The following is a 20,984-nucleotide window of genomic DNA, read 5'->3' on the forward strand; positions in this document are numbered from 1 at the left end:
CGGACTACCACCCAGTGGCGTTGAGCCACCTCTCGGACAGTGCATCGGCCATGCTCCTGGTGTAAGTGCTCGAGAGGTGGTTATCGTCCAGGTACACATAGACATTGCCAATGATCCCCGGGCAGGATGCACCGTCACAGATCAGGTCCGTCATGTCCAGGATGGACAGGCCCGTGAAGTTTCCCTCCAGCTGGTCAAGCGGATTGGTGGCGGCAAGCACGGAAGACAATGCAGGGCGGCAACGCGGGTTATCGACCCCTGAAGCCATGGCACATTCGCTGGGGCTGAAGGAAAAGCGCGGGTTGTCACGCATGGCAATGACCTCCACGCCCTGATCGGTGATCTCCCCAACCAACTCCTCCAGCCCCCAGGTCAGATCCTCGTCGGGAGAATCCGGCACGGCGGCTGTGCCAACGAGGAAGACCGCATCCGGATGGTGGAGGCGGATATGCTCACGGACCTTCCGGTTGAAAGCGTTGCAATCATCTCCGACTTCATCCGTCTGGGTCATGAAGGGGCATGCGCCGAAGGTGATGGCCTGGACCCGCCAGTTGCGCTCCTTGGCAATGGGGCCGATGGCCCCAAGCCATTGCAGGGAATGCGACTGCCCTACGACGAAGATGGTCTTGTCCGCATTTGCACCGACGTCGTTCTGCAAACACTCTGCAAACAGCACCGGGTCCTGTGGCCGAAGCTCACCTGAGCAGGGCCCATCGAGCTTCCCCCAGTCCGCCGGCAACTGCTCCGGGGTAGGCAGCGTCCTCGCATCCTTTCCGACGCGGTTGACATAGCCGGGCAGCAAAGCCCTGGCGCCGGGGTTGTCTTCGGAATCCTGGCCGGCAATCGCGTTTTTCTCCACCTCCTGCTGATACCCGAACCACGCCATGGGAGTGGCAGCCACCGTCAGGCACACAAGGACGGAGACCGCCAGGCGGCGCCGCTTTGCTTCAGGCCACCTCCACGACCGCAATGGCCGCTCGACGAACCTCGTGGTCAGGTAGGCCAACAAGAGGGACACGGCCACAATCAAAGCGCCAGTAAAGGCATCCGCCTGGTCTTCGCCGATCCATACCAGGGTGATCACCAACAGCGGCCAGTGCCACAGGTACAGCGCATACGAGTTGGCCCCGAGCCCCACCAACACCTTCGATGACAGGATCCGGTCGACGCCGAAACGGCTTCCCGTCTGACCGGCAATGATGACAGCCACGGCCGCCAGGGTGGGCCACAGCGCCACAAAACCCGGAAACGCCGTCCGGACTTGAAGGATCATGCCGCAGCTGAGCATTGCAGCCACGCCCGTCCAACCCAGCGCCGTTGCCAGAGCCCGCCCCGGACGCAGGAAGGGAAGCAGCAAGCCAACCAGGGTGCCCAGCGCGAATTCCCATAGCCGGGCAAAAGTGTCGAAGTAGGCCAGTTCCTGGTGGGCGGCGGTGAAATAGATTGAGTAGCCCAGCGACGCGACGAAAATCAGCCCGAAGACGCAGAGCAACACCGTCCGGTAGCGCAAGCCGGTCCTGCGGCAGACCAAGGCTGCGGCAACGAAGATCGCCGGCCAGAGGATGAAGACCTGTCCTTGGATGGACAAGGACCAAAAGTGCTGCATGGGACTGGCCAGGCTGTGGTCAGCGGCATAGTAGTTGACTACCTGCCGCTGGAGCAGCCAGTTCTGGACGTAGAAAAGCGATGCCCACGCCTGGTTGACGATCTCCGTCCACCGGGTCCTGGGGACAATCATGAAGGTCGCCGCCAAGGTGCCCGTCAGGACAACGACGACGGCGGGCAGCAGCCGCCAGAACAAGTGCAGCCAGTGCCGAACCAGTGATACCGGCCGCGACTCCTCGTAGCGGTTGACGAACTGGAGTGTCATCAGGAATGCCGAAATCAACAGGAAGACGTCCACGCCTCCCGAAACCCTGCCAAACCAGATGTGGTAGGACACCACCATGAGCACGGCCAGCGAACGGAGTCCCTGGATTTCCGGACGAAACCTGGTGCCACTGGCGCGCCGGACCAGCCCGGGGCTTTCCGGCGATGCCACGCCCTTGGTTGCCGTCATGGACACGCTCCTCTATCGCTGCACCAATTCTGCACCGCGCCTTCCAAATTTCCAGCACCCCGGGCCAAAGCCTGTGCACAACCATGGGTTAAAAGAAACAGCACGGCGCCCCTCCTGAGGGAGGGGCGCCGTGCGGGCTCCGTCCGGGACGGTGTCGCCGTCTATTCAGCGTCTTCCGTGCTGACGAGGTCGCGTCCGGCCGTCTCCGGCGTGAAGAACGTGGTGACGAACGAGATCAGGGCCAAGACCAGCGAGTAGATGGCGAGCACCAGCCAGGAGTGGTTGGTAGCAGCCAGGAGGATTGCTCCCACGACCGGAACCAAGCCTCCCGCCATAACGGCTGACAGCTCTCGGCTCAGGGCAACACCTGTAAAGCGGTATTGGGAACCAAAGAGCTCAGGCAGCAGCGCACACTGGGGCCCAAGCATTGATTGAACACCGAGCGCTATGCCGACAACCATGACCACCCACACCAGCGTGACGTTGCCGAGCGTGACCAGGTAAAAAGCAGGAACAGCAATGATTGCCTGGAACAGGGCGCCGTAGCGGTATACCCTCACCCGCCCAAAGCGATCAGACAGCGCACCAAATGTTACAACCATGACAGCGGCGAAACCTGCGGCGATCAACAAGCCAACAGGCCCAATGAACTTATCGCCCGGGAAGACGCCTTCTTTGACGGACATGAAGGAGATCAACAGCGCAGAGTAGATTGACGAGTTTCCGTTTTCGCCCATCCGCAACCCGATCCCGACCAGTACGTTTTTCCGTGAATGCTTCCACAGCTCCCCGACCGGGTTTTTGACTACATTCTTGTGCTTTTCGAGTTCTTGAAAGACCGGCGTTTCCTTAAGCCGGAGACGGATGAAGACGGCCACGATGATCAGGATAAAGCTGGCCAGGAACGGCACGCGCCACAACCAGCCCTCAAAGGCGTCTTTGTCGGCGAGCTGAAGTACCGCGAAAGTTCCGGCGCCAAGCAGCGTCCCCAGTTGGATGCCAACAAAAGGCAAGGAGGCGAAGTAGCCACGGCGCCTGGGAGGGGCAACTTCTGAAATCAATGTAGTGGCACCGGCTTGCTCTGCACCGGCCCCAAGACCCTGAATGATACGAAGCGTGACCAGAAGAACTGCCCCAAGCATTCCCGCTTGCTCAAACGTAGGCAAAAGGCCAATGGCAAAACTCGCGAGGCCCATCATTCCAATGGTGAGAAGAAGGACCGTCTTCCGGCCGAACTTGTCGCCGATGTAACCGAAGAAAATGCCGCCGAACGGCCTGGCAGCAAAACCCACTCCATAGGTTGCAAATGAGGCGATCAGCGCTCCACTCTCCCCCAGCGGCGAGAAGAACAGCGGACCGAAGATCAGGGCCGACGCAAGGCCGTAGATGTAGAAGTCGTAGTACTCCAGAGCCGAGCCCACCGAGCTGGCCAGCGTAGCGCGCCGCAGCTGCTCCGGTTCGACGACGGCTTCGTCAGCATCAGCTGCGAACTTTGTCTTAGTACGAGTTGTCACAAGCACTCCCTCAAAATCACACCGGGCCCCCGTTGGCCCCGTGAGATAGTGATGGCATCACCGCCAAGATCACTATGATGAACAGAGTACAGCTTGCTGAACGCCTTGCCAAGATTAAAATCAGATTTATGATGATCAGCCCATTGGGTTGCCCAGGGAACGGGCCAACTCCTTGAGTTCCTTGACCATGAGGGCCCCTTGCTCTTCCGAGTAGGTTGCCTTCAGGGCGGTAACCGACAGGCCAAGACTCGGTCCGTGGGCCCCGTGGGTGGGCACGGGAACAGCGAGGCAAACGACGCCCACCGTCGACTCTTCATCCTCGAACGCAAAGCCCTGTTTACGGATGGTGGCGATCTGGGCTTTGAGTTGCTCGGCTGTCTTCAGGGAGTTGGCGGTCATGGTGGGCAGCTCCATGCCGTCCGGAAACATGGCCTCGATATCGTGATCGTGCAGTTGCCCCAACAACGCCTTGCCAACGCTGCACAGCGACACCGGCATTTTGTCTCCGATGTTCGAGGTCAGCCTGACAGCCGGGTGGCCTTCGTAACGCGCCAGGTAGATGACGTGGTCGCCGTCGAGCATGGCAATCCGTACCGTCTCTCCGGAGAGCGTCGGAGCCTGCTCGCAGTACTTGTAGAACTCCTGCACCTCGTCGAGGCGGCTGAGGTATGCCGCCCCCAGCTCCACCAGCTTTCGACCCAAGGCGAAGTCGGCACCCTGCCTGGTAATCAGGCGCGCTTCCTCGAGCGCCAGCAGCAGGTTCGACGTCGAAGACTTGGGAATGCCGAGCTCCCGCGACAGGTCGCTGAGGGTCAAGCGTCCGGAAGGGGAATCAGCCAAGGCCTCAAGGACTGCGGCAGCGCGGGTCACGGCGGGGGCAGGCGACGAAGCGCCCAGGCCCTCGGAGCGGGTGGTGCGGGAATCGGCCATGATTCTCCTTCGTCATTGCAAATAGGTGTTCAATCTACTGAACAATACCCATCATAGTGGCATGCCGGCCGACACGAACCTGTCGCCTTTTCAAACCCAAAAGTTGGCTGTATATTCATTTTCGAGCTCTCCACCGCGGCATCCCCCAATAGTCGCGGTGGAGAGCTCATCCATTTCCGGACGCAGCCAGTGCCGGTTCGGTGGCGTCAAGCAGCCACAACCCCTTCGCCCCTCAGGCACCAGCCCCCTCCCGAGCCGTCACGCACCAATTCCCACGTGGCCAAAGCGGACCGGACGTTGTTACCCAAGCGCACCTGGACCTGCAGGACCTCAATATCCACGCGCCCGGCTCCCCGGGGCATCCGCCTGCGCTCCTCCCACCAGGGAATCCTTTCGAACCAGCGGACAGGTTCAACTGCAATCTTCCACTCCCGCCCTCCCCTGACGACGACGGCAGGCTCACCGTGGGCTGTTGTGCGGATGTATACGTGCTCCATGGAAGGAAACCGTAGGGGGTAGGACTGACATTAAAAGGGTGCGGGATATCCGCTCACAGGAAACAAAAAACCCGCTTCCAAGGATGGAAGCGGGTTTTTCATTCGTGGGTCCTACCGGGATCGAACCGATGACATCCACGGTGTAAACGTGGCGCTCTACCAGCTGAGCTAAAGACCCAAATCGTTGTTTCCGCGCCCTTTATGTTCCTTAGCGCTTCAACCAACGAACAATGACTCTACATGATCAACCGCCGGAAACACCAATCGAGTCCCGGGCCTCGGGCAGGTCCGGCAAAACCCGTGCCAAGTAGCCCAAGGCACCACTGACTCCGAGTTCGAGTTTTACGGTCGCGAACCCATCTCCCCGGGTGCTGCCCCTGTTGATGATGACTACGGGCTTTTCTGCTTTCGAAGCATGGCGGACAAAGCGAAGACCGCTCTGCACCGTCAGCGACGACCCCGCCACCAAGAGTGCGTCAGCGTCGTCAACCATGGCATAGGCGCGCATGACACGATCCTTGGGGACGTTCTCGCCAAAGTAGACGAAGTCGGGCTTCAGGATGCCGCCACAGATGGGGCACACAGCCATGACGAACGACTTGATGAGCTCAGGATCTTCAACCGTCGCGTCGGCATCGGGTGCCATCTCGACCAGCCCGGATTCCACCGCGGCTTCCACAAAACCAGGATTGATCTCCTCCAGGATCGCCGCAATCAACTGCCGGCTGAAGGTATGTCCATGCGAAAGGCAGATCACTTGGTCGAAGCGACCATGCAGGTCAACGACGTTGACGCTTCCAGCGTCCTCGTGCAGCCTGTCAACGTTTTGGGTAATCAGGCCGGTCATCAGGCCCCGCCGTTCCATCAGGGCGACGGCGGCGTGGCCGGAATTGGGGTCGGCATGCCGGAGATGGGACCAACCAAGGTGGTTGCGCGCCCAGTAGCGACGCCTGTTGGCCTCGCTGCCGATGAATTCCTGGTACGTCATGGGGTTCCGCGGTGCAGACCCCGGCCCCCGGTAATCCGGAATGCCGGAATCCGTGCTCAAACCGGCTCCAGTCAGCACTGCCAGGCGCTTGCCCTGCAGGACCTCCACAGCGGAACCAAGGGCTTCCTGCTCCGGAGGATCGAGTTGCACGTCAGCTACGGGCGCCATGCTGGCAAACCCCGTCATTCCGACTCCGTGCCCGGGGTTGGTCATGGCCTTTGATCCACCAACGAAGCCAACGCCCGCCGATACTCTGCGAAGTCCCTCGCTTTACCCCGCGGGTTGACCACGACGTATCGGACTATACCGGCGGCATCGATGATGAACGTGCCCCTCAACGCCATTCCACTGGCGTCGTCAAACACTCCGTACTCCCGGGCGACAGCCCCGTGCGGCCAGAAGTCCGCCAGGAGATCGAAGTCAAAACCCTCGCGCTCCGCGTAGGCCCGCTGGGCGAACTTGCTGTCGACGGAAATTGCCAGCACGGTCGCGTTCGAATCCTTGAACTGGGCAATGTTGTCGCGGATCTCGCATAACTCACCGGTGCAGATGCCGGAGAAGGCAAAGGGGAAAAACACGACAACCACGTTGACGCCGCGGTAGTCCGACAAGCGCACCGGCTCACCGTATTGGTTCAGCAAATCGAAATCCGGCGCAGGCTGCCCTGCTTGGGGAACTCCGACCGAAGCCGGGGCCTGCTGGACTTCGGTCATTTGTTCTTCTTGGGCACCAGGCGAGTGGCGCTCCAGTCCTTCGAAACTCCGGCGGAAGTCGTCAGGTGAAGGCCGGAGGTAGGTGCAGCGTCCTGGATGTCGGCGGGAGAAACATAGTTGTCCCTTCCCGACTTGGGTGTCAGGACCCAGACAACGCCGCCTTCTTTAAGCGTGGTCAACGAATCCATGAGGGCATCAACAAGGTCGCCATCGCCATCGCGCCACCAAAAAATGACTGCGTCAACGACGTCGTGATCGTCTTCATCCAGCAATTCGGAGCCCGTGACATCTTCAATATCGTCACGCAAGTCGAAGTCGACGTCGTCGTCGTAGCCGAGCTCCTGAATCAGATCCCCATCTTTGAAACCCATTCGTTCCGCCACATTTACCGATGTGGCGGCGTCGGCCTCGCTCACGTTTCCTCCTTTGAAGTGACTTCCATTACTAACAGCCAACACCCTTTGGGCGCGTGCTTCAAGCTATTGTCCCTGCAGGAGGGCACATTCCGCACCATCGACGGCGTTTGGAGCCCTTGGCGGGGGCGTGCTTTGCGTCACGCAGGCCGTTTGGATGTGACATACAACGCCCTGCGGGGGCTGCGGCTACGCATAGCGGCGCAGTGAAAGCTAGAGTGGCCATGAGCGCTATGGCTGCAGGGCGATCGCCCCGCAGAATTCTACTGGGCAGCCAGGCGCTCACAAGACCTGCCCGGCGCATCCGACCGGGCTGTTGAAACCGAGATGTCGCACACGACGCGTTCACGACGGGCAGTCACCCTGCCGGACTTGAGGCGCCGATGGATGCGCCAATAAGGAAGGTTGGACGTGGCTGCAGGAGAAGAGACCTCACACATCCTCAGCGGGTTGACTGCCCAGCTGCCTGATCGTGATCCGGAAGAGACCGCGGAGTGGATTGAGTCCCTTGATGCGTTGATCGCTGAGCAGGGTACAGAGCGGGCGCAGTACATTATGCGTTCGTTGTTGCAGCGTGCTGGTGCCCGGAGCGTGGGTGTGCCGATGGTGACGACCACTGATTATGTGAACACGATCCCGGTGGACCAGGAAGCGCCGTTCCCGGGGAATGAGGAGTTCGAGCGCCGGTACCGGGCGTATATGCGGTGGAACGCCGCGGTGATGGTCCATCGTGCGCAGCGCTCCGATATTGGTGTCGGTGGGCATATTTCCACGTATGCCGGTGCCGCGACGTTGTACGAGGTGGGTTTCAATCATTTCTTCCGGGGCAAGGACCACCCCTCGGGCGGGGACCAGGTGTTTTTCCAGGGCCACGCGTCCCCGGGGATGTACGCCCGGGCGTTCATGGAAGGGCGGTTGTCCGAGGAGGACCTGGACGGGTTCCGTCAGGAGAAGTCCAAGGAAGGCCACGCCCTGTCCTCGTACCCGCACCCGCGCCTGATGCCGGGGTTCTGGGAGTTCCCGACCGTGTCGATGGGTATCGGCCCGATGAACGCGATCTACCAGGCCCAGTCCAACCGGTACCTGCACAACCGTGGCATCAAGGACACCAGTGACCAGCAGGTCTGGGCGTTCCTTGGTGACGGTGAAATGGACGAGCCTGAATCCCGTGGCCTGCTCCAGCTCGCCGCGAACGAGAACCTGGACAACCTGAACTTCGTGATCAACTGCAACCTCCAGCGCCTGGACGGGCCGGTGCGCGGCAACGGCAAGATCATGCAGGAACTCGAGGCGTTCTTCCGCGGCGCGGGCTGGAACGTGATCAAGGTCGTCTGGGGCCGTGAGTGGGACTCCCTGCTCGAAGCGGACCAGGACGGGGCGTTGGTGAAAATCATGAACGAAACCCCCGATGGTGACTACCAGACCTACAAGGCCGAATCCGGCGGGTTCGTCCGCGAACACTTCTTCGGCAAGTCCCCGCAGACCAAGGACATGGTCGCGGACCTGACCGATGAGCAGATCTGGGGCCTCAAGCGTGGCGGCCACGACTACCGCAAGGTCTACGCCGCGTACAAGGCAGCGACCGAGTTCAAGGGCAAACCCACCGTGATCCTGGCCAAAACGGTCAAGGGCTACGGCCTGGGCCCGCACTTCGAGGGCCGCAACGCGACCCACCAGATGAAGAAACTGACCATGGAAGACCTCAAAGCCTTCCGTGACCACCTCCGCATCCCCATCACCGACGAGCAACTCGACGCGGACCTCTACCGGCCCCCGTACTACCACCCCGGCATGGACGCCCCCGAAATCCGGTACCTCATGGACCGCCGGGCAGAGCTCGGCGGGTTCGTGCCCGAACGCCGCCGCACCCACACCCCCGTGACCCTGCCCGAGGCCAAATCCTACGACGTCGCCAAACGCGGCTCCGGCAAACAACAAGCCGCGACCACCATGGCCTTCGTCCGGCTCCTCAAAGACCTCATGCGGGACAAAAACTTCGGCCACCGCCTCGTCCCGGTCGTCCCGGACGAATCACGCACCTTCGGCATGGACGCGTTCTTCCCGACCGCGAAAATCTACAACCCCAAAGGCCAGAACTACCTCTCCGTGGACCGCGACCTCGTCCTGGCCTACAAAGAATCCCCCGCCGGACAACTGATCCACCCCGGCATCAACGAAGCCGGCGCCGTCGCAGCCTTCACCGCCGCCGGCACCTCCTACGCCACCCACGGCGAACCCCTGGTCCCGATCTACGTCTTCTACTCCATGTTCGGCTTCCAACGCACCGGAGACTCGTTCTGGGCCGCAGCAGACCAAATGACCCGCGGATTCATCATCGGCGCCACCGCAGGACGGACCACCCTCACCGGCGAAGGACTCCAACACGCCGACGGACACTCCCCCATCCTGGCCTCCACCAACCCCGCCGTCCGCACCTACGACCCCGCCTACGGCTACGAAATCGGCCACATCATCCGCCACGGCCTCGAAACCATGTACGGCGAAGACTCCGAGGATAAGAACGTGATGTTCTACCTCACCGTCTACAACGAACCCATCACCCAACCCGCCGAACCCGAAAACCTCGACACCAACGGACTCCTCAAAGGCATCTACAAACTCGCTGACGCCCCCCAAGGAGACACCAACCGGCCCACCGCACAAATCCTCGCCTCCGGCGTCTCCGTGCCCTGGGCCCTCGACGCCCAAAAAATCCTCAACGAAGACTGGGGCGTCGCCGCGACCGTCTGGTCCGTGACCTCCTGGAACGAACTCCGACGCGACGGACTCGAAACCGACGACCACGCCTTCCTCAACCCCGGCCAACCCCCACGAACCCCGTTCATCACCGAACAACTCACCGGCCACCACGGACCCGTCATCGCCGTCTCCGACTACATGAAAGCCGTCCCCGACCAAATCCGCCAATACATCCCCAACGACTTCGCCTCCCTCGGAGCAGACGGCTTCGGCTTCTCCGACACCCGCCAAGCCGCCCGCCGCTACTTCAAAAACGACACCCACTCCATCGTCACCAAAACCCTCCAACTCCTCGCCGCCAAGGGCGAAGTTGAAGAAGGTGCCGTGGAAAAGGCGATCGACAAGTACCGGCTTCTGGATGTGAACGCCGGCACCACCGGCGGAGCAGGCGGAGACGCCTAAGTCCTTCCGGGACGTCACGCGTCACCAGCACTATCCGCGACGGCGGTCCTCACCAAAGGTGGGGGCCGCCGTCGGGCTTTTAAGCGCTCTGCGGGCGGTCGGGCCGAAGGTGACGGCGACAAGGCGAGTTGTAGCCTTCGCACAAATGGAGCTTCCCACCGCTGGGCCGTATGCTCGTTCCATGGCAGAGCCCACCAAAACAACTTCAAAGCGCAAGGCAGCGCCCCAGGCATTGTCGCCGGAAAAGGCGGAAACCCTTCGGCAGCTCCGCGCCAACGTCGGGCAACTGTCCACCAGCACGATGCGCCAGCTGGAGAAGTCGCTCCCCTGGTACAGCCGCCTGAGCTCCGACGAGCGCTCCGCGCTGGGCCTGGTGGCGCAGAACGGAATCGCCGCCTTCGTCACCTGGTACGAGCGCCCCAGTTCGCCGTCCTGGATCCTTACCGATGTCTTCGGCAACGCCCCTACCGAGCTCACCCGCTCCATCAGCCTGCAGAAGGCCCTGCAACTGATCCGGATCGTAGTTGAGGTGGTCGAGGACCAAGTGCCCGTCATAGCACCGGAATCCGACCAGCCTTCCTTGCGTGAAGCTGTCCTGCGCTACTCCCGTGAGGTGGCGTTCGCCGCCGCGGATGTCTATGCACGCGCAGCGGAGTCACGCGGCTCCTGGGATACACGCCTTGAAGCGCTGATAGTTGACGCCATTCTCCGGGGCGAGAACACCGACGCCCTGCGGTCCCGGATAGCGGCCCTCGGCTGGAAAGCGCAGGAGCGGTTTACCGTCATGGTGGGCAATTCCCCGTCCGAACCCAGCGCGAGCTACGTCAGCGAACTGCGCCGCACTGCGGGCCGGTTCGCCGAGGACGCGCTGGTGGGTATCCAAGGTGACCGCCTCATCCTTATCCTTGGCGGGGTGCAGGACCGGGACACGGCCTACCTGAAGCTCAGTGAACTCTTCGCGCCGGGTGCGGTGGTGTATGGCCCTGAAGCCGGCTCCCTGCTTGAAGCGAGCAGCTCCGCGCAAGCTGCGTTCGCGGGCCTGACCGCAGCCCGTGCGTGGCCCTCCGCCCCCCGACCTGTTGCCGCCGATGATCTCCTTCCGGAGCGCGTGGTTTCCGGTGATGACGCTGCCCGGCGATCCCTCATCAAGAACATCTACCGGCCCCTGCTGGCGGCCTCCAACGGCCTCGTGGAGACTCTCGGGACGTACCTTGAATTGGGACATTCGCTGGAAGCAACGGCCCGGGAACTGTTCGTCCACGCCAACACGGTGCGCTACCGTTTGAAGCGTGTCTGCGACGTGACAGGCTGGGATCCGCTGCTTCCGAGGGAGGCGTTTGTGCTGCAGACCGCCCTGGTTGTGGGACGGCTGTCGGCCCCGCCAAAAGCCGTTCCCGAACGTCATGCGTCACGTTCACAGAACTGAACCGTTGTAGACTTCCTACAAACTGACCCAGTGAGCTTGGTGTACCAAAACACCAGTGGATCACGTGGCAATTTGGAAAGCTGGATACGTGCTTGCAATCGTCTGCCCTGGACAGGGCTCCCAGACCCCCGGATTTTTGGCCCCTTGGCTGGAACTCCCCTCCGTCGAAGGCCAAGTGGCCGCCCTGAGCGAGATCGCAGGCATTGACCTCAAGGCCCATGGCACCACCTCCGATGAAGAGACCATCAAGGACACTGCCGTCGCACAGCCGCTGATCGTCGCGGCGGGCCTTGTGGCCGCGCAGTCCCTGTTCGACGTCGAGTTGAGCACCCTGCCGGTCATTCTGGCCGGCCACTCCGTTGGTGAAATCACGGCATCCGCCCTTGCCGGCGTCCTCACCGAATCCGAGGCCATGACCTTCGTCCGCGAACGCGCCAACAGCATGGCCGCCGCAGCAGCAGTGACCCCCACCGGCATGAGCGCTGTAGTGGGCGGCGATCCCGCCGAGGTCCTGGCGGCAATTGAAGCCTCCGGCGCCACCCCCGCCAACGTCAACGGCGCCGGCCAGACCGTCGCCGCGGGAACCTTCGAGCAGCTCAAGGCCCTTGCGGACAACCCGCCCGCGAAAGCGCGTGTGATTCCGCTCAAGGTCGCCGGCGCTTTCCACACCTCCCACATGGCCCCCGCGGTCAGCGCCCTCGAAGCCCTCAAGCCTTCGCTGTCGCCGCAGAGCCCTTCGGTGCCCCTGCTGTCCAACTACGACGGCAAGGAAGTCACGGACGGCCCTGCCGCCGTCGAAAGCCTGATCGCCCAGGTATCCCGACCCGTCCGCTGGGACCTGTGCATGGAAACACTGGTGGAGCGCGGCGTTACCGGCGTCATTGAGCTTGCACCGGCCGGCACCTTGGCCGGACTGGCCAAGCGCGGGATGCCCGGCGTGAAGACCGTCGCAGTCAAAACCCCGGACGACCTGTCCGCGGCTCTCGCACTCTTTGCTGAACTGGAGGGACAGGCATGAGCACCCCGGTACTGAACAAGGCCGCCGTCAATGAGAACGCCCGCATCCTGGGTATCGGGGCGTACCGCCCGGACGTCATTGTCACCAACGAGGACGTGTGCCAGTGGATCGATTCCTCGGATGAATGGATCCGCCAGCGGACCGGCATCATCACCCGCCACCGCGCGGCGGAGGATGTCAGCGTCATCGACATGGCCGAAGGGGCAGCCCGGGAAGCACTGGCCCAGGCAGGCATCGAAGCGTCACAGCTTGGGGCCGTCATTGTCTCCACAGTTACCCACCCCTACGCGACGCCCTCCGCAGCAGCTGCGTTGACCGACCGCTTGGGCGCAACGCCGGCACCCGCCTTTGATATCTCTGCCGCCTGTGCCGGGTACTGCTACGGCGTTGCCCAGGCTGATGCATTGGTCCGCTCCGGCGCGGCCGAGTACGTGCTGGTGGTAGGCGCCGAAAAGCTCTCGGATGTCATCGACAACCACGAGCGCACCATCTCGTTCCTCCTGGGTGACGGAGCCGGCGCCGTCGTCGTTGGCCCCTCCGACACACCCGGTATCGGCCCCTCCGTATGGGGCTCCGACGGCAGCAAGTGGGACGCCATCGGCATGACCCACTCCCTTGAAGACGTCAAGAAGCTCGGCGAGTCCGCCAGGCACTCCGACGAAATTGATGACCCCGCCATCCTTTCGGCAACCCAGGATGTGTGGCCTACCCTGCGTCAGGACGGCCAGACCGTCTTCCGCTGGGCGGTATGGGAGATGGCCAAGGTAGCCCAACAGGCATTGGACGCTGCAGGCATCGAAGCCAGTGACCTTGCTGCGTTCGTTCCCCACCAGGCGAACATGCGCATCATTGATGAGATGGTGAAGAAGCTCAAGCTCCCCGAGTCTGTGGTGATCGGCCGCGATATCGCCCAAGCCGGAAACACGTCTGCTGCCTCCATCCCTTTGGCAACGCACCGCTTGCTCCAGGAGAACCCTGGCTTGAGTGGCGGCCTTGCCCTGCAGATCGGCTTCGGCGCCGGCTTGGTCTTCGGCGCACAGGTTGTCGTCCTGCCGTAGACCTGGACCGGCCACGGCGGCCTCCAGCCAACTGAATATTCCTGACAAACCCAAACCGTAACCGCGGTTTGCCCCCTTTCCGGCAGCAGCCGGTACAACAAGAAAAGGAGCCAACAATGGCTAGCAACGAAGAGATCCTGGCCGGCCTGGCTGAAATCGTCAACGAAGAGACCGGCCTTGCCACCGAAGCCGTCGAGCTCGACAAGTCCTTCACCGAGGACCTGGACATCGACTCCATCTCCATGATGACCATCGTCGTCAACGCTGAAGAGAAGTTCGGCGTCCGCATCCCCGACGAAGAGGTCAAGAACCTCAAGACCGTCGGCGACGCCGTCAGCTTCATCGCGAACGCTCAGGCCTAGTCCTGACACCAGCTGTGCCGGGCCGGGGCGCCAGTCCCTGCCCGGCACAGCCGCAATAACGCCCAAAGTTTTCCTGCCGCCCGCGCTGACCGCGAACGGGACGGCTGATCCGACAGAGAGTGATCACATGGCACGCAAAGTAGTCATAACCGGCTTGGGGGCCACCACTCCCATCGGCGGCGACGTACCCACAATGTGGCAGAACGCGCTGAAAGGGGTCTCCGGCGCCCGTACCCTCGAAGATGAGTGGGTCGCCAAGTACGACCTCCCCGTCCACTTTGCTGCCAGGTGCTCCACGCCTGCCCTGGATGTCCTGAGCCGGGTTGAGGCCAAGCGGATGGACCCGTCCACGCAGTTTGGCGTCATCGCCGCCCGCGAAGCATGGTCCGACGCCGGAATCGGGGAGATCGACCACGACCGCCTGGCCGTGGCTTTTGCTACCGGAATCGGCGGCGTCTGGACTCTCCTGGATGCCTGGGACACCCTCCGAGACAAGGGCCCGCGCCGGGTCCTGCCCATGACCGTCCCCATGCTCATGCCCAACGGCGTAGCAGCTGCCGTCAGCCTCGACCTCGGAGCACGCGCCGGTGCCCACACGCCGGTTTCCGCTTGCGCATCCGGAACTGAAGCCCTTCACCTTGGATTGGACCTGATCCGGTCCGGCAAGGCGGACGTAGTGGTATGTGGTGGCGCCGAAGCGGCTATCCACCCGATGCCCTTGGCCGCTTTCTCTTCCATGCAGGCTCTGTCCCGCCGCAATGACGAGCCCGAGCGCGCCTCCCGCCCGTACGACACCGACCGTGACGGCTTCGTCATGGGTGAAGGTGCCGGCGCCTTGGTCCTGGAGGCCGAGGAACACGCCATCGCACGCGGCGCCCGTATCTACGCGGAACTCGCCGGAACATCGGTGACGGCGGATGCCTACCACATCACCGCCCCGGACCCCGAGGGCCTGGGTGCCACCAGGGCCCTGAAGGCCGCAATGTTCGATGGCCGGATCCAGGCCGAGGACGTTGTGCACGTCAACGCGCACGCCACCTCAACCCCGGTAGGCGACAAGCCCGAGTACACAGCCCTCCGCGCTGCCCTGGGAACCCACGTGGACAACGTCGCGGTCTCCGCAACGAAGTCTCAGATGGGCCACCTCCTGGGTGCTTCAGGCGCCGTTGAGGCCGTGCTCACGGTGCTCGCCGTCTATGAACGCAAGGCTCCGGTCACCATCAACCTCGAGAACCAGGATCCCGAGATCCCCCTCGACGTCGTAACCTCCGTCCGCGACCTTCCGGCCGGAGACATCGTAGCGCTGAGCAACTCGTTCGGTTTCGGTGGACACAACGCAGTCATTGCAGTGCGAAACGTCTGAAGCAGGCTCGGTTAGTCCGAGGGTTATTGCCTTGACATGAAGAAGGCCCCACCATCCGGTGGGGCCCTCTTCATTGCTATGGGGTACTGCTTGGCTGGACTGTCAGCCCACTTGGTGCAGCCAGCGTACGGGGGCGCCTTCGGCAGCATGCCGGAATGGCTCGAGTTCTTCATCCCACGCCTCACCCAAGGCCAGGGACAACTCGTGGTAAACGGCCGAAGGATCTCCGGCACCGGATTCATACGCGTAACGGATGCGGTCTTCGGTCACCATGATGTTGCCGTGCACATCGGTCACGGCATGGAAAATGCCGAGCTCGGGCGTGTGCGACCAGCGGGCACCGTCGACACCCTGGCTGGGTTCCTCGGTAACCTCGTAGCGCAGATGCGCCCAGCCCCGAAGAGCCGACGCCAGTTGTGCCCCGGTTCCTGGAGCACCGGTCCAGGAAAGCTCAGCCCGGAACATTCCGGGCGCGGCAGGTTGAGGGGTCCACTCAAGATCGGTCCGCTTATCCACGACCGATCCAATGGCCCACTCGACATGCGGGCAAAGTGCAGTCGGGGCCGAGTGCACGAACAAGACACCGCGGGTTGTTGCAACAGACATTCCATCCTCCATAGCTGTAGGTACGTCTTCCCCAACGACCTCTGCTTGGATGTTTGCCGATGCTGCCGGATGCCATGGAATTCATGTGGGCCCTGACAGGCTATTCATTTGTGTCGTCCTGCTGACGATCTTGGCACAGATCTAACCCTCAAGCATGAATTGAAGGTTTCCCCGTGGTGCTCTTATTTTGCCGTACGTTGCTGCTTTCCGCCAGTGCGGTGTCTGAAGCGTTCATGTTCAGGCACGCGGGTGCGCCTGCTGATAGCTGTTCCTGAGCCGGTCCACGGACACATGGGTATAGATCTGCGTGGTGGCGAGGCTGCTGTGCCCGAGGATTTCCTGGACGGCACGCAGGTCGGCGCCGCCGTCGAGAAGATGCGTCGCCGCGCTATGCCTCAGCGCGTGCGGTCCCGTGGCGGAGGTATCACCCAGCGCCTGGAGCAACCCGCTTACCACGGAGCGGATCTGCCGGGGATCGACGCGGTTACCCCGGACTCCCAGGAACAGGGCCGGCCCGCTTCGTGCAGCTGCTACGGCTGGGCGGCCCCGCCTGACCCAGTCGTCCACGGCCAGGGCAGCCGGGACGCCGAATGGTACGGTGCGCTCTTTGTTACCCTTTCCGAGCACACGCAGGGTTCTTCGGTCCGGGTCCAGATCATCAATGTCCAGTCCCGCAAGTTCGCCCACCCGGACACCTGTGGCGTAAAGCAACTCAACCATTGCCCGGTTGCGGAGGGCCATCGGACCACCGCCCTCGGCGGCGACGCCCAGGTCATCAACGATGCGGGTGACCTGCTGTTGCTGCAAGACGCCAGGGAGGGCCTTGCTGCGCTTGGGGGCCTGCAGCCGCACCGCTGGGTCGGTGAGGATCAGTTCTTCCCGGAGCGCCCAGCCGGTGAAGGACCTGGCCGTCGCCGCACGTCTGGCCAGCGTAGCCCGGGACATTCCAGCTTCACTCTGGGCACCAAGCCAACGCCGAAGCGACCCGAGCTCCAGTTGCTTCAATTCCTGGACCCCCTCTTCAACAGCGAAAGCGAGAAGGCTCTCAACATCTGCCGTGTAGGCGCGGACGGTGTGGGCTGACCGGGCCCGCTCAGCCTCAAGGTATCGACGGAAGCCTTCAACTGCGTCGGCCAAGTTTGAAGGTAGTGATCGTGCATCCACCCATCCAACTGTGCCAGCAGTCTTTGCACGGCGCCTGCACCAACATGCCTGTTCCGAAAGGCGCTAAGCATTCTTTCCACGCTTCCATGCGCCCCGCTCCGATACGGCCAGGCCCAACAGTCCCAGCCGGCCAAGACCAGCACGAACTGCGACCGTGCTCAAGCCCGCCACGACGGATAGTTTTTCCACGGAACTTGAGGAGCGAAGGGGCAGGGCATCCAGGAGGATGAGGTCCTCCAGCGACAACCCGTCATGGACCGCCGCGCCTTCGTCCTTGTCCTCGGCGTCGGACTCACCCATGGCCCCGGCAAGTTCGGCAATCTCGCCCACGTCCGTCACGCATACGGCTCCCCCCTCCCTGAGAAGGCGGTGGCAACCGGCCGAGTTTGCGCTGTGGATTGATCCCGGAACTGCGGCCACCACACGGCCGATCGTCTCAGCGTGATGTGCCGTGTTCAGTGCCCCTGAACGCCACCGGGCTTCCACCACCACGGTGACAGAGGCAAGGGCGGCTATGAGCCGGTTCCGTTGCAGGAATCTGTACCGTGTGGGCGCCGAACCCGGGGGAACTTCCGAAATAACAGCTCCCTGGGTGCAGACAGCCCGCAGGAGGTCCTCATTGCCGGAGGGGTAGAAGCGGTCGACTCCCCCGGCCATGACCGCTATGGTGGGCAGCCCGGCTACCCCTCCGTTGAGCGCTCCACGGTGCGCGTTGGCGTCGATGCCATAGGCCCCGCCCGAGACCACGGTCAAGCCCCGCTGGGCCAGTCCATATGCGAAGTCTCCCGTGACCGATGCGCCATAGCCGGTACTGTCCCGGGAGCCCACCAGTGCGATGGCGTGCGATGCTGACGGCAGTTCCTGCTCGTGCCCCCGCCACCACAGGCAGAGGGGTTCCTGAAGGCCAAGATCGGACAATTGCTCCGGCCACAGGTCATCTCCGGGCATGATCATACGGCCGCCAAGCCGCCGCATGGTCTCCAGGTCGCGCTCTGGAGCCAAGTCGGCAACACGAGGTGCCCACCGCTTGAGACTGTCCTGGAGCCCTGGCCAGCTTGCGGGTCCTCCGCCGTCGCGGAGCACGGCGGAGATCTCCTGTTCCAGGGCAGGTCCAGTTCGCAGTTCCCCTGTTGCAACGCCAAGGGCGTCGACAGCTCCGGCCACGTGGACCAAGGCCAGTCCCACTGAGTCCTGGGGTTCCATTAGCCGGGCCAGAGCTGCCCGGGCAATCCTTTCTTTGTCCTGCACGCCTAGTCCTCCCTCACTCATGCCTCCGAATCCTTATTTCGCGTCGTGTTGTTTGTGCTCATGTCGCTGCCGTGGCCTGCCTCAGGCCAAGTGCCTGCCCTATGTGGTCAGCATCGGGCATGTCGCTGAGGTCCAGATCCGCAAGCGTCCAAGCGAGCCTCAGGACACGGTCGTAGCCCCGCGCCGTCAGGATGCCCCGCTCCAAGGCGGCGTCCAGGATTCGTGTGGTCCCCGGGGACAAGCGCAGTTCGCCGCGAAGGCTTCGTCCGGGGACCTGCGCATTCGTCTCGAACCCCAAGCCGTTCAGGCGGACCAGCTGCCTTTCCCTGGCGGCTGCTACCCGCCCTGCCACAGTGCGGGTATCCTCTTCTTTCCCGGCGTTGCCGAAATCCGCCAGGGATACCCGTTCCACTTGCAGTTGGATATCGACGCGGTCCAGCAGTGGGCCCGACATCCTCCCGAAGTAGCGGCGCCGCATCATCGCCGTGCAGGTGCACTCCATCCCTTTGCCGGATGCTTTCCCGCAAGGACATGGATTGGCGGCCAGAACCAGTTGGAAGCGGGCCGGATAGGCAGCAGTTCCGGCCGAACGGTGGATCACCAGCTCGCCACTTTCCAGTGGCTGCCGAAGGGCGTCCAACACCCGTCGTTCATACTCTGGAGCCTCGTCGAGGAACAGCACGCCCCGATGGGCACGTGACGCGGCACCGGGCCGCGGAAGGCCCGAACCGCCGCCGATGATGGCCGCGGCCGTTGCACTGTGGTGTGGATTCTCGAAAGGCGGTCTTCGGACCAACCGAACAGCAGAGGCTTGGACCGCAGCCAGGGAATGGATGGCGGTCACCTCCATTGCGGCCGTGTCCGCCAGGTCCGGCAGCAATCCGGGAAGTCTCTCGGCCAGCATGGTCTTGCCGGCCCCGGGCGGGCCGGTCAGCAGCATATGGTGTCCGCCTGCAGCAGCCACTTCCAATGCACGTCGCGCTTCGCCTTGCCCTGAGACATCACAAAGATCGGGCGCAGAGGCCAAGCTGTCCACGTCCGCGCCAGGGACATCCTCGTCCGCGGGCTCATAGTCCAGCGCGAGGTCTTTCGGGTCTGCGCCAAAGTCGTACGCCAGCCTGGCCAGCGTCTTGTAGCCCCGGACGTTTGCGCCCGGGACAAGCGCCGCCTCCGCAACATTCGCCTCGGCCACCACAATGTCTGGATAGCCGGCCTGGACGGCGGCCATCACCGCGGGCAACATCCCACGGACCGGCCTCAGCCTGCCGTCCAGGCCAAGCTCAGCGATGAACACGGTTCCGTCGATGGACCTGATGTCCTTGGCAGCCCGCAGCACCGCAATCGTGATCGCCAGATCGAATCCGGAACCACGTTTCGGAAGTGAGGCAGGGATGAGGTTCGCCGTGATCTTCCGGCGGCTCAAAGGTATCCCTGAGTTTTGCGCGGCCGAGCGAATGCGTTCCTTCGCCTCATTCAAGGCAGCGTCGGGGAGCCCGAGGATCACGAAGTTGGGTAGTGTTTGGCCGATGTCGGCCTCTACTTCCACGATGTAGCCGTTCAGGCCCACAAGGGCGACGCTGTAGCTGCGCCCGACCCCCATCTACCCAACACCCCGAAGGTGCTCCAGCACGGGATCGCCGAAGCCGCTGTCAACCACCGACACGACATCAACACGCTGACGCCGCGCCTTGAACTCGTGGGCGCGGCACCAGGACGCGACAAGTCGATGGAGCCGGGCCAATTTGGCCGGTCCTACAGCCTCGAATGGATGCCCGTAGTCCAGGCTCCTGCGCGTTTTGACTTCGGCCACCACCAAGGTGTCGCCGTCAATTGCAACGATGTCGATTTCCCCATCGGCACAACGCCAGTTGCGATCAATGATCCGCATCCCCTGGTCCGCCAGGAAATTCGCCGCCAATGCCTCGCCGTATTGGCCCAGCACGTCTTTTGCCCTCATGGCCACCACCTCCACTGACCAGCCTTCAGGCTGGAGGCAGACGGTGACAGGGCGGCCTGCTGCTATGTGGGTAAACCGGCCGGAATCGTAGGTTGTGGAGGAATAGTGCTCCCCGGAAGAGCGCTAGTTGCCGAGATCTCCAAGGTCTCCCAGGCCGCCGTCCTTGGGCAACGCAAGGTCTTCGCTGCGGGGCAGTTCTTCGACGTTGACGTCCTTGAAGGTGATCACTCGGACGTTCTTGACGAAGCGCGCGGAGCGGTAAACATCCCAGACCCACGCGTCCTGCAAAGTCAGGTCGAAGTAAACCTCACCGTCTGCGCTGCGGGCTTGGAGATCGACGTGGTTGGCCAGATAGAACCGTCGCTCCGTCTCGACAACGTAGCTGAAAAGACCGACTACGTCCCGGTACTCACGGTAGAGCTGCAGCTCCATGTCGGTTTCATAGTTTTCAAGGTCCTCGGCACTCATAGTTCCATCTTGCACTATCTGCTGGTTGGTACGCGCCA

Annotated in this window: 19 protein-coding genes and 1 tRNA gene; 6 read left to right on the top strand and 14 right to left on the bottom strand. The window is 62.7% G+C overall.

Going from position 1 to position 20,984, the window contains the following annotated elements; genetic code table 11:
• Window positions 1-4 precede the first annotated feature (4 nt).
• The 8 genes from N5P29_RS12335 to N5P29_RS12370 all read right to left on the bottom strand — a co-directional run bounded on the left by N5P29_RS12335 (window position 5) and on the right by N5P29_RS12370 (window position 7,117).
• Window positions 5-2,059 carry an acyltransferase family protein gene (locus tag N5P29_RS12335; RefSeq protein WP_262275231.1) on the bottom strand — a complete coding sequence of 685 codons (2,055 nt, stop codon included), beginning with the start codon at window positions 2,057-2,059 and terminating at the stop codon, window positions 5-7.
• A gap of 161 nt (window positions 2,060-2,220) precedes the next feature.
• Window positions 2,221-3,579 carry an MFS transporter gene (locus tag N5P29_RS12340; protein WP_410007871.1) on the bottom strand — a complete coding sequence of 453 codons (1,359 nt, stop codon included), beginning with the start codon at window positions 3,577-3,579 and terminating at the stop codon, window positions 2,221-2,223.
• 129 nt (window positions 3,580-3,708) lie between these two features.
• Window positions 3,709-4,503, bottom strand: a complete 795-nt coding sequence (locus N5P29_RS12345; protein WP_262275233.1) for an IclR family transcriptional regulator — start codon at window positions 4,501-4,503, stop codon at window positions 3,709-3,711.
• Between the two features lie 206 nt (window positions 4,504-4,709).
• Window positions 4,710-5,000, bottom strand: a complete 291-nt coding sequence (locus tag N5P29_RS12350) for a hypothetical protein (protein ID WP_262275234.1) — start codon at window positions 4,998-5,000, stop codon at window positions 4,710-4,712.
• A 105-nt stretch (window positions 5,001-5,105) separates the two neighbouring features.
• Window positions 5,106-5,178 (bottom strand) — tRNA-Val (locus N5P29_RS12355).
• Window positions 5,179-5,244: 66 nt separating this feature from the next.
• Entirely contained in the window at window positions 5,245-6,174 is a 930-nt protein-coding gene (locus N5P29_RS12360; RefSeq protein ID WP_410007872.1) for an NAD-dependent protein deacetylase, read from the bottom strand.
• A gap of 23 nt (window positions 6,175-6,197) precedes the next feature.
• Complete coding sequence (locus tag N5P29_RS12365; RefSeq protein ID WP_262275236.1) at window positions 6,198-6,701, bottom strand: peroxiredoxin; 504 nt, start codon at window positions 6,699-6,701, stop codon at window positions 6,198-6,200.
• Window positions 6,698-7,117: a DUF3052 domain-containing protein gene (locus N5P29_RS12370; RefSeq protein ID WP_144659084.1), complete on the bottom strand. Its 420-nt coding sequence runs from the start codon at window positions 7,115-7,117 to the stop codon at window positions 6,698-6,700. The genes N5P29_RS12365 and N5P29_RS12370 overlap by 4 nt, the downstream gene beginning before the upstream one ends.
• 408 nt (window positions 7,118-7,525) lie before the next feature.
• On the opposite strand from N5P29_RS12370, the gene aceE reads away from it, so the two are divergent.
• From aceE to N5P29_RS12400, 6 genes are all read left to right on the top strand, one after another.
• A complete protein-coding gene (gene aceE / locus N5P29_RS12375; RefSeq protein WP_262275237.1) occupies window positions 7,526-10,276 on the top strand; it encodes a pyruvate dehydrogenase (acetyl-transferring), homodimeric type in 2,751 nt (916 codons plus the stop codon).
• A 181-nt stretch (window positions 10,277-10,457) separates the two neighbouring features.
• A complete protein-coding gene (locus tag N5P29_RS12380; RefSeq protein WP_262275238.1) occupies window positions 10,458-11,702 on the top strand; it encodes a PucR family transcriptional regulator in 1,245 nt (414 codons plus the stop codon).
• Between the two features lie 88 nt (window positions 11,703-11,790).
• Window positions 11,791-12,720 (top strand): ACP S-malonyltransferase, encoded by a 930-nt coding sequence (locus N5P29_RS12385; RefSeq protein WP_262275239.1) that lies wholly within the window; start codon window positions 11,791-11,793, stop codon window positions 12,718-12,720.
• Complete coding sequence (locus tag N5P29_RS12390; RefSeq protein ID WP_262275240.1) at window positions 12,717-13,778, top strand: beta-ketoacyl-ACP synthase III; 1,062 nt, start codon at window positions 12,717-12,719, stop codon at window positions 13,776-13,778. Before N5P29_RS12385 ends, N5P29_RS12390 begins: the two co-directional genes overlap by 4 nt.
• 116 nt (window positions 13,779-13,894) lie before the next feature.
• The gene (locus tag N5P29_RS12395; RefSeq protein ID WP_011692310.1) at window positions 13,895-14,140 is read left to right on the top strand and encodes an acyl carrier protein; all 246 of its coding nucleotides are present in this window, start codon (window positions 13,895-13,897) and stop codon (window positions 14,138-14,140) included.
• Between the two features lie 127 nt (window positions 14,141-14,267).
• Window positions 14,268-15,503, top strand: a complete 1,236-nt coding sequence (locus N5P29_RS12400; RefSeq protein ID WP_262275241.1) for a beta-ketoacyl-[acyl-carrier-protein] synthase family protein — start codon at window positions 14,268-14,270, stop codon at window positions 15,501-15,503.
• Between the two features lie 102 nt (window positions 15,504-15,605).
• On the opposite strand, the gene N5P29_RS12405 is transcribed toward N5P29_RS12400, so the two are convergent.
• The 6 genes from N5P29_RS12405 to N5P29_RS12430 form a co-directional block, all read right to left on the bottom strand.
• Complete coding sequence (locus N5P29_RS12405; protein ID WP_018776197.1) at window positions 15,606-16,109, bottom strand: DUF3145 domain-containing protein; 504 nt, start codon at window positions 16,107-16,109, stop codon at window positions 15,606-15,608.
• A gap of 237 nt (window positions 16,110-16,346) precedes the next feature.
• Window positions 16,347-17,273 carry a tyrosine recombinase XerC gene (locus N5P29_RS12410; RefSeq protein ID WP_262275242.1) on the bottom strand — a complete coding sequence of 309 codons (927 nt, stop codon included), beginning with the start codon at window positions 17,271-17,273 and terminating at the stop codon, window positions 16,347-16,349.
• A gap of 63 nt (window positions 17,274-17,336) precedes the next feature.
• Window positions 17,337-18,542: a DNA-processing protein DprA gene (gene dprA / locus N5P29_RS12415; RefSeq protein ID WP_262275243.1), complete on the bottom strand. Its 1,206-nt coding sequence runs from the start codon at window positions 18,540-18,542 to the stop codon at window positions 17,337-17,339.
• Window positions 18,543-18,579: 37 nt separating this feature from the next.
• Window positions 18,580-20,121 (bottom strand): YifB family Mg chelatase-like AAA ATPase, encoded by a 1,542-nt coding sequence (locus N5P29_RS12420; RefSeq protein ID WP_262275244.1) that lies wholly within the window; start codon window positions 20,119-20,121, stop codon window positions 18,580-18,582.
• Window positions 20,122-20,487 (bottom strand): YraN family protein, encoded by a 366-nt coding sequence (locus N5P29_RS12425; RefSeq protein WP_262278571.1) that lies wholly within the window; start codon window positions 20,485-20,487, stop codon window positions 20,122-20,124.
• Between the two features lie 114 nt (window positions 20,488-20,601).
• Entirely contained in the window at window positions 20,602-20,946 is a 345-nt protein-coding gene (locus N5P29_RS12430; RefSeq protein WP_018776202.1) for a DUF2469 domain-containing protein, read from the bottom strand.
• Window positions 20,947-20,984 lie beyond the last annotated feature (38 nt).

It is taken from the genome of Paenarthrobacter sp. JL.01a (assembly GCF_025452095.1).
Taxonomy (GTDB): Bacteria; Actinomycetota; Actinomycetes; order Actinomycetales; family Micrococcaceae; genus Arthrobacter.

What these genes read in the sequence shown, in the direction of transcription:
- N5P29_RS12350 (WP_262275234.1), bottom strand. Translation starts at nt 5,000, where the DNA reads ATGGAGCACGTATACATCCGCACAACAGCCCACGGTGAGCCTGCCGTC.
- N5P29_RS12395 (WP_011692310.1), top strand. Translation starts at nt 13,895, where the DNA reads ATGGCTAGCAACGAAGAGATCCTGGCCGGCCTGGCTGAAATCGTCAAC.
- N5P29_RS12420 (WP_262275244.1), bottom strand. Translation starts at nt 20,121, where the DNA reads ATGGGGGTCGGGCGCAGCTACAGCGTCGCCCTTGTGGGCCTGAACGGC.
- N5P29_RS12400 (WP_262275241.1), top strand. Translation starts at nt 14,268, where the DNA reads ATGGCACGCAAAGTAGTCATAACCGGCTTGGGGGCCACCACTCCCATC.
- N5P29_RS12360 (WP_410007872.1), bottom strand. Translation starts at nt 6,174, where the DNA reads ATGACGGGGTTTGCCAGCATGGCGCCCGTAGCTGACGTGCAACTCGAT.
- N5P29_RS12430 (WP_018776202.1), bottom strand. Translation starts at nt 20,946, where the DNA reads ATGAGTGCCGAGGACCTTGAAAACTATGAAACCGACATGGAGCTGCAG.
- N5P29_RS12390 (WP_262275240.1), top strand. Translation starts at nt 12,717, where the DNA reads ATGAGCACCCCGGTACTGAACAAGGCCGCCGTCAATGAGAACGCCCGC.
- dprA (WP_262275243.1), bottom strand. Translation starts at nt 18,542, where the DNA reads ATGAGTGAGGGAGGACTAGGCGTGCAGGACAAAGAAAGGATTGCCCGG.
- N5P29_RS12335 (WP_262275231.1), bottom strand. Translation starts at nt 2,059, where the DNA reads ATGACGGCAACCAAGGGCGTGGCATCGCCGGAAAGCCCCGGGCTGGTC.
- N5P29_RS12405 (WP_018776197.1), bottom strand. Translation starts at nt 16,109, where the DNA reads ATGTCTGTTGCAACAACCCGCGGTGTCTTGTTCGTGCACTCGGCCCCG.
- N5P29_RS12365 (WP_262275236.1), bottom strand. Translation starts at nt 6,701, where the DNA reads ATGACCGAAGTCCAGCAGGCCCCGGCTTCGGTCGGAGTTCCCCAAGCA.
- N5P29_RS12345 (WP_262275233.1), bottom strand. Translation starts at nt 4,503, where the DNA reads ATGGCCGATTCCCGCACCACCCGCTCCGAGGGCCTGGGCGCTTCGTCG.
- N5P29_RS12380 (WP_262275238.1), top strand. Translation starts at nt 10,458, where the DNA reads ATGGCAGAGCCCACCAAAACAACTTCAAAGCGCAAGGCAGCGCCCCAG.